The sequence below is a fragment of the Bradyrhizobium sp. 1(2017) genome (assembly GCF_011602485.2).
Taxonomy (GTDB): Bacteria; Pseudomonadota; Alphaproteobacteria; order Rhizobiales; family Xanthobacteraceae; genus Bradyrhizobium.
Genome location: NZ_CP050022.2, coordinates 2,590,527 through 2,604,680, shown reverse-complemented (window position 1 = coordinate 2,604,680; position 14,154 = coordinate 2,590,527). Strand labels below are relative to the sequence as shown.

Sequence of the window (14,154 nt, the reverse complement as noted above, 5' to 3'; positions counted from 1 at the left end):
ACCATGGCCGACGAGACGCCATCCGACAGCAAGCTGACGCGCACCAAGGAGAAATGGGCGCGCGAGGGCCGCTTCCTCACGGGGAATATCACGCGGCCGGAAGATCAAAGGCTGCCGCCAGGCCAGCACCTCACCCAGGACTGGCCGGTACTCGATCTCGGGGTCGTGCCGCCGGTGTCGCGCGAACGCTGGCGGCTCGACGTCTATGGTGCGGTCGAGACGCCCGTGTTCTGGACCTTCGCCGAATTCACCGCGCAGAAGCAGGCGCGGTTCACCTCGGACATCCATTGCGTGACGACCTGGTCGCGCTACGACAACGAGTGGGAAGGCCTCGCGACGCGCGAGCTGCTCGCGGCCTGTCAACCGCGCGAGGACGCGCGCTTCGTCGTGCTGCATTCCTACGATGGTTACACCACCAATCTGGCGCTCGAGGACTTTGCCGCCGAGGATGCGCTGCTTGCCCATAGCTGGTCGGGCCAGCCGCTGACGGATGAGCATGGCGGCCCGGTGCGGCTGGTCGTGCCGCATCTGTATTTCTGGAAGAGCGCCAAATGGCTCCAGGCCATCGAGTTCCTGACCGAGGACGCGCCGGGCTTCTGGGAGGTCCGCGGCTATCATAACCGCGGCGATCCCTGGGCCGAGCAGCGCTATTCAGGCGATTAACTTCAAGCAACGACGGGGGGAAAGCCCATGCCGACCGAGCGCTTCCAATTCACCGGCGAAGGCGGCCACCAGCTTTCGGCTGCCCTGGAATTGCCGGACGGCGAGCCCGCGGCTTTCGCGCTGTTCGCGCATTGCTTCACCTGCGGCAAGGACACGCTGGCGGCCAAGCGCATCGCGGTTGCGCTCGCCGCCAGAGGCATTGCGGTGCTGCGGTTCGACTTCACCGGGCTCGGCTCGAGCGAAGGCGATTTCGCCAATTCGACGTTCTCCTCCAACGTTGCCGATCTCGTGCGCGCGGCCGATCACCTGCGCAGCGTCCGAAAGGCGCCATCGATCCTGATCGGCCACAGCCTCGGCGGCGCCGCGATCCTCGCCGCAGCGGGACAAATACCCGAAGCCAAGGCTGTCGTGACCATCGCGGCGCCGTCCGACCCCTCTCACGTCACTGGCCTCTTTAGGGAGCATGTCGACAACATCCGCGCCCAGGGCGAGGTCGAAGTCTCGCTCGCGGGACGCCCGTTCCGGATCAAGCGCGAATTCCTCGACGACATCGTCGAGCACGAGCTGATGAAGGACATCACCGGCCTGCACAAGGCGCTTCTCGTGATGCATTCACCTGTCGACGACACCGTCGGCATCGACAGTGCGACGAAGATTTTCGTGGCGGCGAAGCACCCCAAGAGTTTCGTCTCGCTCGACCATGCCGATCATCTCTTGACCAAGCCGGCCGACGCGCTCTACGCGGCTGATGTCATCACGGCCTGGGCAAGCCGCTATATAGACACGGCAAAACCGGCGAAAGCCGCGGATGCTGCGGATGCTGCGGACGAGCCGCGCAGAGTCGTGGTGCAGGAGACCCGTAAGAGCAAGTTCAACCAAGCTATCACTGTCGGGCCGCATCATCTCACAGCGGACGAGCCTGTGGCTGCGGGCGGCGAGGATGCCGGTCCAGGGCCCTATGATTTCCTGCTCGCGGGCCTCGGCGCCTGCACCTCCATGACCATGCGCCTCTATGCCAACCGCAAATCCTTGCCGCTCGACCGTGTCACCGTCTCGCTGAAGCATTCCAAGATCTACGCCAAGGACTGTGCGGAATGCGAGACGCGCGAGGGCATGCTCGATCAGATCGAGCGCGACATTGCAATGGAGGGCGCACTCGACGCCGAGCAGCGCAAGAAGCTGATGGAGATCGCCGACAAGTGCCCGGTGCACCGGACCCTGACGTCGGAGATTCGCATCGTCACGAAGGCGATGGAGTAAGTCCCTGCGCTAGAAGCAGGATGCCATTGTCCGTACCGCCGCGCTGATCTCGCTTTCGCGCCAGGCCGCAAAACCGAGCAGCACGCCGTGATCGCAGGGACGGCCGACCGCAAGGCTGGACAAGGCTCGCGTTTCGACGCCCGCCGCGACCAGTCGCTTGACCACGGCCTGATCGGCCCGACCACGCTTGAGGCGGGCGACGAGCTGGATACCGCCGGGGGGCACCTCGACCGAGAGCATGCCACCCAGATGCCGCTCGAGTTCCTCGACGAGGTGATCGCGGCGCGCGTGATAAAGCCGACGCATCCGGCGCAGATGCGCGAGGAAGTTCCCATCGGTGATGAATTCGGCCAGCGCTTCCTGGATGTGGCTGGAGGCGATCAGTCCCATATGCCGCTGCGCGATGTCCAGAGTGCCGACCAGCGCGGTCGGCGCGACGAGATAGCCGAGCCGGATGTCCGACGTCATCGCCTTCGAAAAGGTGCCGACATAGAACACGCGGCCGTGGGCATCGAGCCCCTGCAGGGCCGGCACCGGCCGGCTGTCATAGTGAAATTCGCCGTCGTAATCGTCCTCGACGATCCAGGTCTTGCCGGGCCGGCTTGCCCCGAGAAACTCGGTGCGGCGAGCCAGCGACATCAATCGGCCTGTCGGATGCTGGTGCGATGGCGTCATGAAGATCAGTCTTGGAGCGGCGAGGCCCGGCATCCGCTGCATGCCCTGGCCGTCCAGCCTGATGCCGGTGACGCGCGCACCGGATGCGTGGAAGGCCGCCGCCGCGCCGGGATAGCCGGGATCCTCGACCCACACCTCATCCCCCGGCGAAACAACGGTGGCAGCAATCAAGGTCAGTGCGGCCTGCGCGCTCGGCAGGATCATAATCTGGTCCGCCGTGGCGCGAACGTCCCTGCTGGTTGCCAGATAATGCGCCAGCGCCTCGCGCAGGCGGCGCCGGTTGACGGGTCCGAGTTCGCGCCGGCCTGCATGCACGGCGCTGCGGCGCAGGCATCGCGCCCAGACCTCGTTCGGAAACTCCCTGAAATCGCCCAGCCCCGGGCGCAGCGGTTTGAGCTGCCCCTGATAGGACGTCGGCCAGTCGGCCTGCTGAAGTTTCGCAGCCCAGGGTGAGAGCCGCGGCCTGCCGGCGCGATCGTCCGCTCCCACGGCGCCCGCTTGTTCGATGCGTTCGCCGCCGTCGATCGTGACCACGGGACGGCGCCCCGGGGACGCTTCAAGATATCCCTCGGCCGCGAGCTGCTCGAACGCGTATGTGACGGTGTTGCGCGAAACGCCGAGATCGCTCGCAAGCCGTCGGCTCGACGGCAGCGCGCGGCCTTTGCCGAGGCGGCCGGTCGCGATCAGGCCTCGGAGCTGGCTCGTCAGTTGCACCACCAGCCCCTCGCCGTCGGGCCGCCTCAGCTCGATCAGGGCGGAAATCGTCGTGTCGGATACTGGCACCCTATTCTTCTCCGATCTGGCACTTTTTCAGGTGCCAATCGGGATGCTATCCGGCGGCCCGGACTGCTTCAAGGACCTGCGACATGAACTCCCTGCCACCCCGTGCGGCCGTCGGCCTGTTCCTCATCGTGGTGCTGGCTTGGGGCGTGAACTGGTCGGTGACCAAGCAGCTCGTGCAGTTCGTCCCGCCGCTGTGGGTCGCGGCGATCCGGAGCTGGATCGCGCTGGCCGGATTGCTCGTGATCCTCGGACCTAGCAACAATCTGGTGATTCCGGAGCGGCGCGACATACCCGTGATCCTGAGCGTGGCGCTGCTGCACATGACGCTGTTCTCGATCCTGGTTGCCGCCGGCCTTCGCTTCCTGCCTGCAAGCAAGGGCGTCGTGCTCGGCTACACCACGCCGCTCTGGGTCGCACTCGCCGCGCCCCTGCTCGGAAAGGACACGCTGACCGCGCCAAAGCTCGCCGGCGCTCTGCTCGGGCTGATCGGCCTTGCCGTCATCCTCAATCCGTCCTCGATCGACTGGACCAACACCAACGTCCTGCTCGGCGCCGGCATGGTCATCCTGGCCGCGATCTCCTGGGCTGCGAACATCATCTATATCCGCGCGCATCGCTGGATCGGGTTCCCGCTTCAGCTGTTGTTCTGGCAGGTGCTGGTGGCAACAATCGTGCTGTCGGTCGGCGCAATGGCCGCGGACGGCCTCCCGCAGGTGACGTGGTCGTGGAGGCTGGTGTTGTTGTTTCTCTATTCGGGGCTGATCGGAACGGTGCTGGCTTATTGGGCGATGTCGATGGTCAACAAGAGCATCTCAGCCTTGACGACGTCGCTCGGCACCACCGGGACACCGCTCGTCGGCATCGCCAGCGCTGCGATCCTTCTGGGCGAACCCATCGACATGAGCCTCGCGATCGCAGCCGCGCTGATCGTCACCGGCATCGGCCTTGCGACGCTCGGCGACCGGATCCTGCGCGGTCAGGCCACCGCGAGCGGCTGAACGCGCAAGCTCCCGCGCAGGCCCGCCGTGGTGCCGATCAGGATGCCCGCAACGGCCACGAACGAGCCCACCGCAAGCGTCGATATTCCGGTCAGCCCCTGCCCGATCGAGCAGCCGAACGCCATCACACCGCCGATGCCCATCAGCGCGGCGCCGCCGGCCGAACGCAGCATGTGCCGCGGTGAGGAATAGCCTTCGAAATGGAAGCGGCCGGTGGCGAGCGCCGTGATCAGGCTCCCGGCGAAGACACCGGCGACCGTAGCAATGCCGAAGTTCAGTGTCAGGCCGGTCGAGAGCATGGCGTATTGGAGGCTATCGGCGATCGGAGCGACGAAGGTGAGCGAGGTCACCGGCACCGGATTGAAGTCGTCGGCGCCGAGGAAGCCGGTGGCGAACCAGCCACCGGCGACGAGGAGGCCGACGATGACGCCCGCCGCGGCCTGGCCCGGCGAGCGCCGGAACGCTGGATGCGCGAATGCAAAGAGGATCAGCGCGACGACGATCGCCGAGGCCGCGAGCGCACGCGAGGTCGCTTCAGCGGCACCGAAGGCTGCCAGCAGCGACGGCAGCGAATTTGCGTTGACGGTCGTTTGCGACGCCTGAACCAGCGCAATGCGCGCTGGCGCGATCAGGCCCTTGAGCGTCATCTGCGCAGCGATCGCCAGCACGATCACGACGACGAAGGACCTGAGATTGCCGCACCCGAGCAGCACCAGTGCCCGCGAGCCGCAGCCGTTCGACAGCACCATGCCGTAGCCGAACAGCAGGCCGCCGAGGAACAGCACCGGCACCGAGAAGGATTGTTGCAGGTAGATCGATTTGCCGAGGTCCGCCATGCCGCTGCCCGCCAACAATTGGCTGGCGGCGATCGCGACGGCCATCGCCAGCGCATAGGTCCGCACCAGCCGTCCGTCCCCCTGCGCGAGCCAGCCACGCATGCTGCTCATCAGGCAGAAGCCGCTGAGCAGGCCGACTGCGCCGTAGATCAGGCCGATGACGAGGCCGGCGAGGATGACGAGTTGGACGGACGAGTCCATTTCTACGGCTTCAGGATCACGCGGTCGCGCGAGGAGCCAGCAACCGCGACATAGGCCTCCCTTGCGCGTTCCAGGGGATAGACGGCGTCCGCCTTGATCGGGAACGGTCTTAGCTGCCCGCTGGCAAAGCCCGGGCCGAGCTCCCGCAGCACCGCGCCGGTTGCGGCGGAGGACAGACCCAGCGTGTCGATGCCGACATAGGTGTGCTGGCCGCGGTAGAACTCGAGAATGTTGAATTGCACGATGCGGTCGATCGCGGCGATCAGGATCTGGCGGCCGCGCAACGCAAGCGATTTGTGCGCCACCTGGAAATAGGGATCGCCCACAGTGTTGAAGACAATGTCGGCGCCCTTTCCGCCGGTCACTTCGCGTACACGCGCGGCGACGTCGACCGCGGAGGCGTCGATCACCTCGATGGGTGCGTTGGCGTGGCCTTCATAGGCCTCCGCCTTGCGCACCACGCCGATGACACGTGCGCCTTGCCAAGTCGCGATCTGCACGGCGGCCTGGCCGACCTTGCCGTTGACGCCAAACACCAGCACCGTTTCGCCACTCTTCGGTACGCCGGCCCGACGAAAGCCTTCCATGGCCGTGACGAAGGGCACGCCGATGCCGGCGGCCTCCTCCCAGGACACCGTCTGCGGCTTCTCGACCACGGCGTCGGCTTCGACCAGGAGATGCGTCGCGTGAGTGCCATCGCGGCGGATGCCGAGATCGCCCGACGAGCCGAACACCTCACGGCCAATCGTACCGGCCGGCCCACCGATCACCACGCCGGAATAGTCACGGCCCGGGGTGCGCGGGAAGACGGCATAGGGCATCAGCCCCGTCGCAGCCTTGACGTCGGATGGATTGACGGCAGCAGCCTTCACCTCGATCAGGAGATCGTCCGAACCGCGCGTGAGCGTATGACGCTCGACCACCGGCGCAAGCGCGGCGGCGTTTTCGGCCTTGGCATTGAGGCGCACGCAGCGCGCTTCGATGGTTTTGGTATCGGCTGGCGACATCGAAAGACCCGTGATTTCTCGCGGGCCTTGTCGCCTCTGCGGCCGGTCAAGTCAATCCGTCAAGTCAGTCCTTGGGCCGCTTGTCGTAGAGGCGTTTGGCCTTGCCGAGCGAACGTTCCAGCGTGGCCGGCGCGACCACCCTCACCTTCGAGCTGATCCCGATCGTGTTCTTGATATGGGTCGAGATGCGATCGGCATGATCGACGAGCCCCCGGCCGTCCCAGCTTTCCGACCTCGCCTCGGCGATGATGGTCAATTCGTCCATCCGCCCTTCGCGGGTCAGCTCCAGGATGAAGTGCCCGCCGCACCAATCGGTCGCGAGCAGCACCTCCTCGATCTGGGTCGGAAACAAATTGACCCCGCGCAGGATGATCATGTCGTCGGAGCGCCCCGTCACCTTCTCCATGCGCCGCATGCCGGGGCGTGCCGTGCCGGGAAGGAGCCGCGTCAGGTCGCGAGTGCGATAGCGGATCACCGGAAAAGCTTCCTTGGTCAGGGACGTGAAGACAAGCTCGCCCTTCTCCCCATCGGGCAGCACCGCGCCCGTCTGGGGATCGATCACTTCGGGATAGAAATGGTCCTCCCAGATGTGCAGACCATCCTTGGTCTCGATGCATTCCTGCGCGACGCCGGGGCCAATCACCTCGGAGAGGCCATAGATGTCGGTCGCGTCCATGTCGAAGGCGTCCTCGATCTCGGCGCGCATTGCATTGGTCCAGGGCTCCGCGCCGAAAATGCCGACCTTGAGCGAGCATTGGCGCGGATCGAGCTTCTGGCGCTTGAACTCGTCGAGGATCGCCAGCATGTAGCTCGGCGTCACCGTGATGATGTCAGGGCGGAAATCGTTGATGAGTTGCACCTGCCGCTCGGTCATGCCGCCGGAAATCGGCACTACGGTGCAACCGAGCTTTTCCGCGCCGTAGTGTACGCCGAGCCCGCCGGTGAAGAGGCCGTAACCGTAGGCATTGTGGATGATCATGCCGCTGCGGCCGCCGGCGGCGCGGATCGATCGCGCCATCACTGCGGACCAGGTGTCGATGTCGGCCTGCGTATAGCCGACGACGATCGGCTTGCCTGTGGTGCCCGACGAGGCGTGCACGCGCACCAGCTTTTCGCGCGGCACCGCGAACATGTTGAACGGATAGTTGTCGCGCAAGTCCGTCTTCACGGTGAACGGAAATTTCGAAAGATCGGAGAGTTCGCGAAAGTCCGACGGATGCACGCCGGCTTCGTCGAACGCCTTGCGGTAATGCGCGACGTTGTCATAGGCGTGTTTCAGCGACCATGTCAGCCGCTGCTTCTGCAGTGCCATGATCTCGTCGCGCGAGGCGCGCTCCTGCGCGTCCATCTCGGCGCTATAGGAGCTGCCACCTTCCTTGCGTCTGGTCAGAGCCATCCTCGTTTCCCCACATTGGTTCGTTCTTCTTATTTGTCTTGCTGCGGCAGCCACGTGCCGGGAATGACACGCGAATGACCGCGAAATTCCGCGATGACGATATCGCCTGCGGTGACCCGCACATCGTAGATGCCGGAGCGGCCGCCGCGCGTGACTTCGCGCGCTCTCGCGACGAGGCGGTCGCCGAGCTTGCCCGGCTTGATGAAGGTGATCTGGCCCTGCCCCGCCACCACGCGCTCGTTGTGCGAGTTGCAGGCAAAGGCAAAGGCGGAATCCGCGAGTGTGAAGATGAAACCGCCATGGGCGATGCGCTGGCCGTTGACCATGTCCGGCCGCACCGTCATTGCCAGCGTGGCAAAGCCCGGGCCGATCTCGACGATCTCCATGCCGAGCCCCTTGGAGGCATCGTCCTCCGCCCACATCGCGTCAGCGCAGGCGCGGGCAACATCCTCAGGCGACAGGGCGGCTTTGACGTTCACGCGCTTCTCCCGGCGAAATTCTTGATCATGATGTTCTGCTGCCACGCCAACGCTGTCAAACGTGGTCGTAATCGACCACGACCCGCTCCGACGATGGCTTGGCCTGGCAGGTGAGAACAAAGCCGGCATTCAGCTCCCAGGGTTCCAGCGAATAGTTGAGGTCCATCGGCGCCTCGCCGTCGACCAGCTTGGCACGGCAGGTCGAGCACATGCCGCCCTTGCAGGCGAAGGGCAGATCGACGCCGGCCCGCAGCGCGGCATCGAGGATCGCCTCGTCCTCGGCGACGGGCACGTCGCGGCGCTTGCCGTCGATAATGAGGGACGCGATCGCCTTCGGGGGCGCGTCGGGCGCAACGACCCTCTTCGGCCGCGGCTTGCCGCCGAACTCCGAGACGAAGCGCTCCACATGGATCCGCTCTTCCGCGATGCCGAGACCGCGGCAGGTCGCCTCGATGTCCTCGCTCATGCCTGCTGGGCCACAAATGAAGACGTGATCGACGCTCGCCGCCGGGATCAGCGAGCGCAAGAGCACCCTCACCTTGTTACCATCGAGCCGGCCATGCAGGATCGGGATGTCCTGCTCCTCGCCGGAGATGACGTGGAAGATCGAGAAGCGATCGATGAAGCGGTCCTTGAGCTCCTCCAGCGCTTCGAGAAACATGATGTTGTCGGTGGCGCGGTTGCCGTAGAACAGGAAGAAGCGGCTGTCCGGCTCTCGCGCGAGCGTGCCCTTGACGATCGACAGGATCGGCGTAATGCCGGATCCCGCGGCAAAGCCGACATGGGTGCGCCCGCTCTCGGTCGGCGGGATCACGCCGAAGCGCCCCGTCGGCGTCATCACATCCAGCTCGTCGCCGCATTTCAACTCGTCCGCCGCCCAACTCGAAAACGCGCCGCCGTCGACCTTCTTCACGGCGATGCGGATCTCTCCGTCATCAGGGCCGGAACAGATCGAATAGGAGCGGCGCACCTCCTCGCCCTCGAGCAAGGTGCGGAGCGTGAGATACTGGCCGGGCGTGAAGGCGTAGTCGCCGGCGAGTTCGCCGGGGATGGTGAAGGTCATCGAGACGGCGTCTGATGCCTCGCGGCGGAGATCCTTGACGGCCAGGCGATGGAAGCGCGGTGCGGCTGCGGACATTACGGGCACCTCGGATTCGAGCCGTCATTGCGAGGAGCCCTTGCGACGAAGCAATCCAGACCGTTTCGGCCGAGGCAGTCAGGATTGCCTTGCTTCGCTCGCAATGACGATGGGGTTGGCATCGTGCGCCTCAATGACACTTGAAATAGTCGAAGGGTTCACGGCACACCCTGCAGCGCCACAGCGCCTTGCAGGAGGTCGAACCGAATTCGGACAAGAGCTCGGTCTTGTCGGAGCCGCATTGTGGACACTCGACGGCCTGCTCGCCGAACAGCGCGCGGCGAGAGTTCGAGGCTTGCGGCGGCGCGATGCCGTAGGCGCGCAGCTTCTCGCGCCCCTCCTCGCTCATCCAGTCGGTGGTCCAGGCCGGCGACAGCACCGTGCGCACCTTCGGACGATGGAAGCCTGCGCGTTCCAGGGCGAGCTCGATTTCAAGCGCGATCATGTTCATGGCCGGGCAGCCGGAATAAGTCGGCGTGATCGCGACCTCGACATCATCGCCGTCGAGCACGATATCGCGGAGCACGCCGAGATCGGCGATGGTCAGCACCGGGATCTCGGGATCGACCACGCTCGCCGCGGCGTCCCAGGCGCGTTTGCGCAGCTCGCTGTCGTGGTCGAGCACCGTCACCATGTCAGCCCCGGAAACGTACGCTGCATCGACTGCAGCTCGGACAGGAGATGACCGAGATGCTCGCTATGGCGGCCTGCACGACCGCCCTGTTGCATCCAATCGTTTTGCGGCAGCGCCAGCGTTGCTTCGTGGGCGATGTCGGTGAGCGTTGTCAGCCAGCGACCGCGCAAGCTCCCGGGATCGACGGCGATACCGGCATGGATCAGCGCGCGTTCGCCGTCATCGACGGCAAACATCTCACCGGTAAAGGCCCAGAGATGATCAATCGCTCCTTGCGCGCGGGCATGACTTTCGTCCGTGCCGTCGCCGAGCCGGATGATCCATTCCGAGGCATGACGCAGGTGATAGGCGCTCTCTTTCTCCGACTTGGCCGCAATGGCCGCAAGCGTCGTATCGCGCGAGGTCATCATCGCCCGCCAGTAAAGATCGGCGAAGGCGGAATAGAAGAACTGCCGCACCAGCGTCTGGGCGAAATCGCCATTGGGCTGCTCGACCAGCAGCAGGTTGCGGTACTGCCTGACATCGCGCTGGTAAGCGAGCTTGTCCTCGTCGTTGTCCTTGCCCTCGACCTTGGCGGCGTAGCTGTAGAGCTCGCGCGCCTGGCCGATGAGATCGAGCGCAATGTTGGACAGCGCCATGTCCTCTTCCATCATCGGCGCATGCCCGCACCATTCCGACAGCCGGTGACCGAGGATCAGCGCATCGTCGGCGCGGCGCAGCGCGTAGAGCACCAGCGGCGTTTCGGAGACCTGGATGTTGGCGACGGCCATCACATGTGCCCCACTTCTTCCGGCACCTCGTAGAATGTCGGGTGCCGGTAGATCTTCGATTCCGCCGGCTCGAACATCATGCCCTTCTCCGTGGGATCGCTCGCGGTGATCGCGGTCGACGGCACGACCCAGATCGACAGGCCCTCGCCGCGGCGGGTGTAGATGTCGCGGGCAGCCTGCAGCGCCATCGTCGCGTCGCTGGCATGCAGCGAGCCGACATGCTTGTGCGCGAGCCCGTTACGGCTGCGAATGAAGACTTCCCACAGCGGGGTGTTCGGCGTGGCCATCGTGACCTCCCTATTCGGCAGCTTGGGCCGCCTGGCGCTGCACGCGCTTGGCAGCATAGGCGGCCGCCGCCTCGCGTACCCAGGCGCCTTCCTCGTGCGCCTTGCGGCGCGCGGCCATGCGTTCGCGATTGCAGGGGCCGTTGCCGGCGAGCACCTGCTTGAACTCGGTCCAGTCGATCTCGCTGTAGCGCCAGTGGCCCTCGGCATCCTGAATCATGCCGGGATCGGGAATGGTGAGGCCGAGATATTGCGCCTGCGGGACGGTGGCATCGACGAATTTCTGGCGCAGCTCATCATTCGAGAACCGCTTGATCTTCCATCTCGTCGAGGTGTCGCTGTGCTGGCTCGTCGCGTCCGGCGGGCCGAACATCATCAGCACGGGCCACCACCAGCGGTTCAGCGCGTCCTGCGCCATCGCCTTCTGCTCGTCCGAGCCGCGGCACAGCGTCAGCATGATCTCGTAGCCCTGACGCTGGTGAAACGACTCCTCCTTGCAGACGCGGATCATTGCGCGCGCATACGGGCCATAGGAGCAGCGGCACAGCGGGATCTGGTTCATGATCGCGGCGCCGTCGACCAGCCATCCGATGGTGCCGATGTCGGCCCAGGTCAGCGTCGGGTAATTGAAGATCGAGGAATATTTGGCTTTCCCCGCCAGCATGGCGTCGACCAGCTCTTCGCGCGAGGTACCAAGCGTTTCGGCGGCGGCGTAGAGATAGAGCCCATGGCCGCATTCGTCCTGCACCTTGGCGAGCAGCGCGGCCTTGCGGCGCAGCGTCGGCGCGCGTGTGATCCAGTTGCCTTCGGGCAGCATGCCGACGATCTCGGAATGGGCGTGCTGGGAGATCTGGCGGGTGAGCGTCTTGCGATAGGCCGCGGGCATCCAGTCGTTCGGCTCGATGCGTTCCTCGGCATCGATGCGCGCCTGGAATTGCGCAGCTCTGCCAGCGTCCTCCAGACCGCGATCATCGGTCTCGGCCGTGTTCAGCGCCTGGGTGTACATGCGCATCCTCCCGATTTGTTGGGAGGCAATATATAACACAAATCAGTTCATGCAAGATATTTCTGTAACATATTGATCAGCCGCCGAACCTCCGTTCCAGGAGCTTTCGCGCCGGCGGCAACGGCCCCTTTTCGTTGGTTCCATGGCCGTCGAGCCATTGTTCCGATGGGACGAGCAGCGCGCGATAGATCTCGCCGCAGAGTTCGCGAGCGGCCCGGCCCGGCCAATCCGCCGGCAGCAGGCTCTCCGGCAGCAAGGGATCGCGCAGCACGACGCGGCGGTAATAGTGGATCAGCAGGATGCGCGCTGTGAAGGCGTCGGCTTCGGAAAGCTCCGCGCCACGCGCGAGTGCGGCGCGAAGCGGCTCGAACGTCTTCATGAATTTCAAATAGGCATCCGCGGTGCGCTCCAGCGGCCAGCTCGCGCTGAGCAGGCGGCGGCCGCTGTCATCCTCGGCCGAGACTTCGAGACGGATCACCCCCGCGGCCTCATCCGGCACCGGCACGCCCGACGGCGCGACCCAAACGCCGGGCAGCGGACTGCCGAAGCCGGCGTTGCGGAGTGCTTCGCGCGAGGCGTCCCGGTCCTCGCCATTGCCGATCAACAACAGCTCGAAGCGCCCGGTCCAGTCGGACGGCGGCGGATCATAGATGTGGCGCGTGGCGGCTTCAAACGTCTGCCTCCCCTTGTCGGCAAGGCGATAAAAACTGTTGCGACCGACCTTTTCGCGCGTCAGCCAGCCGTCCGCCGCAAGCCGCGACATCGCGGTACGCACCACGCCGCTGTCGATGTCCAGGCTTTCGAAGAATTCCAGCAGCGTGCCGAGCCACACCACACCGCCACGCGGCACGATGGCATCGCCAAACACGGTGATGACGATGGAGCCGGTGCGCGACGGCTCGCGCTTGAGCTGGTCGATAATGCGGGACAACGGATGCGCCATGCGCGAGGCATAGCGCGTTTGGTGCGGGTGCGACAATGGACGGGAACGACCATGCGAGAGCCGGGCCCGATCCTTCGAGACGGCGCTTCGCGCCCCCTCAGGATGAGGTCGACCCTCTATCCCGCGGCGTCACCTGCTCTCAACCCTCGTGGTGAGGAGCGCGGCAGGGCCGGGTCACCGGACGATGGTTCGCGTCGCAGGGCGAACCATGCAGACCGCTTACCGATGCGGGTCGGGATAGACCACGCTGCGCCAGCCGCTGCGATCGAAAGGTTGCCACTGACCTTCCTTCTGCGCGAGGCGGTCGGCCACGGCATAGACCACGGCGGGATGATGACCCATGCCGCAATGGCTGCTTTCGACCTCGATGCTTTCGGTCTGTGCGCCTGTCTTCTCCATGCAGCCCTGCCAGGCGCAGACGCCGTCGGTGCGGCTGAAGATGGCGGTGGTCGGCACCGGCGGCGGGACGGAAAGCGCACCGCCGAAACGGGGATCGACCTCGTCGGCCTTGCGGCCACTCGCCCATTCGTAGACGCGCCAGGCGTTGGTCGAGCGCGGATCGCCGGCAAATGGGCTGCCGAGCGTGATCACCTGGCGCACGCACTCCGGCATCATCTTGGCGAGCTGGCGCGCATAGAGGCCGCCGAGGCTCCATCCAACCAGGCTGACCTTGCGGCCGTGCTTGTCGCTGAGCTCGTGAACCAGATCGACCATCGCATGCTGCACGCCCTCGCGCAGGCCGTAATTGCGACCCTGACGCCAACCGCTCACCACATAGCCCTTGCTGGTCAGGAACGTGCGCAACGCTCGCGTAGATGCGTCCGAGGCCACGAGGCCCGGCAGCACCAGCACCGGATGCCCATCGCCGCGCGGCGCAAGACTCAGAAGCGGCAGCGCGCCGAGGAATGCGCCGAACTCGTGGAGCGCGCGCCCCTCCAGAAACATCAAAGTGCGGGACGGCGGGCGCAGCGTCTGGGCAGTTGCGGTCATCAATATTTCCCCTGGGAAGAATTCCTGGAAAGGCCGCCGGCTGCGAGGCCGACAAATGGGCATGAATGCCAATGCACCGGCTTCTTGATCG

15 protein-coding genes are annotated in these 14,154 nt (G+C 65.4%); 3 read left to right on the top strand and 12 right to left on the bottom strand.

What is annotated here, in order from left to right; all coding sequences use genetic code 11:
* The first annotated feature begins 3 nt into the window (after window positions 1–3).
* A complete protein-coding gene (locus HAP40_RS12395) occupies window positions 4–663 on the top strand; it encodes a sulfite oxidase-like oxidoreductase (RefSeq protein ID WP_166817539.1) in 660 nt (219 codons plus the stop codon).
* Between the two features lie 27 nt (window positions 664–690).
* Window positions 691–1,923: a bifunctional alpha/beta hydrolase/OsmC family protein gene (locus tag HAP40_RS12390; RefSeq protein WP_166817540.1), complete on the top strand. Its 1,233-nt coding sequence runs from the start codon at window positions 691–693 to the stop codon at window positions 1,921–1,923.
* 9 nt (window positions 1,924–1,932) lie between these two features.
* Here the strand turns inward: HAP40_RS12390 and HAP40_RS12385 are convergent, their stop codons facing one another.
* Complete coding sequence (locus HAP40_RS12385) at window positions 1,933–3,381, bottom strand: PLP-dependent aminotransferase family protein (RefSeq protein ID WP_166817541.1); 1,449 nt, start codon at window positions 3,379–3,381, stop codon at window positions 1,933–1,935.
* An 83-nt stretch (window positions 3,382–3,464) separates the two neighbouring features.
* Between HAP40_RS12385 and HAP40_RS12380 the strand changes: the two genes are divergently transcribed.
* Window positions 3,465–4,379: a DMT family transporter gene (locus HAP40_RS12380; protein WP_166817542.1), complete on the top strand. Its 915-nt coding sequence runs from the start codon at window positions 3,465–3,467 to the stop codon at window positions 4,377–4,379.
* On the opposite strand, the gene HAP40_RS12375 is transcribed toward HAP40_RS12380, so the two are convergent.
* The 11 genes from HAP40_RS12375 to HAP40_RS12325 all read right to left on the bottom strand — a co-directional run bounded on the left by HAP40_RS12375 (window position 4,358) and on the right by HAP40_RS12325 (window position 14,063).
* Window positions 4,358–5,416 (bottom strand): YeeE/YedE family protein, encoded by a 1,059-nt coding sequence (locus HAP40_RS12375; protein ID WP_166817543.1) that lies wholly within the window; start codon window positions 5,414–5,416, stop codon window positions 4,358–4,360. The genes HAP40_RS12380 and HAP40_RS12375 overlap by 22 nt on opposite strands.
* 2 nt (window positions 5,417–5,418) lie before the next feature.
* Window positions 5,419–6,423 (bottom strand): quinone oxidoreductase family protein, encoded by a 1,005-nt coding sequence (locus HAP40_RS12370; RefSeq protein ID WP_166817544.1) that lies wholly within the window; start codon window positions 6,421–6,423, stop codon window positions 5,419–5,421.
* A gap of 64 nt (window positions 6,424–6,487) precedes the next feature.
* Complete coding sequence (gene paaK, locus HAP40_RS12365; protein ID WP_166817545.1) at window positions 6,488–7,819, bottom strand: phenylacetate--CoA ligase PaaK; 1,332 nt, start codon at window positions 7,817–7,819, stop codon at window positions 6,488–6,490.
* Window positions 7,820–7,848: 29 nt separating this feature from the next.
* Window positions 7,849–8,298: a hydroxyphenylacetyl-CoA thioesterase PaaI gene (paaI, locus tag HAP40_RS12360; protein ID WP_166817546.1), complete on the bottom strand. Its 450-nt coding sequence runs from the start codon at window positions 8,296–8,298 to the stop codon at window positions 7,849–7,851.
* 55 nt (window positions 8,299–8,353) lie between these two features.
* Entirely contained in the window at window positions 8,354–9,436 is a 1,083-nt protein-coding gene (paaE, locus tag HAP40_RS12355) for a 1,2-phenylacetyl-CoA epoxidase subunit PaaE (RefSeq protein ID WP_166817547.1), read from the bottom strand.
* A 130-nt stretch (window positions 9,437–9,566) separates the two neighbouring features.
* Window positions 9,567–10,070, bottom strand: a complete 504-nt coding sequence (paaD, locus tag HAP40_RS12350) for a 1,2-phenylacetyl-CoA epoxidase subunit PaaD (RefSeq protein ID WP_166817548.1) — start codon at window positions 10,068–10,070, stop codon at window positions 9,567–9,569.
* Window positions 10,064–10,840, bottom strand: coding sequence for a 1,2-phenylacetyl-CoA epoxidase subunit PaaC (paaC, locus tag HAP40_RS12345; RefSeq protein WP_166817549.1), 777 nt, complete (start codon window positions 10,838–10,840; stop codon window positions 10,064–10,066). Before paaC ends, paaD begins: the two co-directional genes overlap by 7 nt.
* Window positions 10,840–11,127, bottom strand: a complete 288-nt coding sequence (gene paaB, locus HAP40_RS12340) for a 1,2-phenylacetyl-CoA epoxidase subunit PaaB (protein ID WP_091953618.1) — start codon at window positions 11,125–11,127, stop codon at window positions 10,840–10,842. The genes paaC and paaB overlap by 1 nt, the downstream gene beginning before the upstream one ends.
* Before the next feature lie 10 nt (window positions 11,128–11,137).
* Window positions 11,138–12,130 carry a 1,2-phenylacetyl-CoA epoxidase subunit PaaA gene (gene paaA / locus HAP40_RS12335; protein ID WP_166817550.1) on the bottom strand — a complete coding sequence of 331 codons (993 nt, stop codon included), beginning with the start codon at window positions 12,128–12,130 and terminating at the stop codon, window positions 11,138–11,140.
* 76 nt (window positions 12,131–12,206) lie between these two features.
* Window positions 12,207–13,073, bottom strand: coding sequence for a phenylacetic acid degradation operon negative regulatory protein PaaX (gene paaX / locus HAP40_RS12330; RefSeq protein ID WP_166817551.1), 867 nt, complete (start codon window positions 13,071–13,073; stop codon window positions 12,207–12,209).
* Between the two features lie 219 nt (window positions 13,074–13,292).
* The gene (locus HAP40_RS12325; protein WP_166817552.1) at window positions 13,293–14,063 is read right to left on the bottom strand and encodes an esterase/lipase family protein; all 771 of its coding nucleotides are present in this window, start codon (window positions 14,061–14,063) and stop codon (window positions 13,293–13,295) included.
* Window positions 14,064–14,154: the final 91 nt, after the last annotated feature.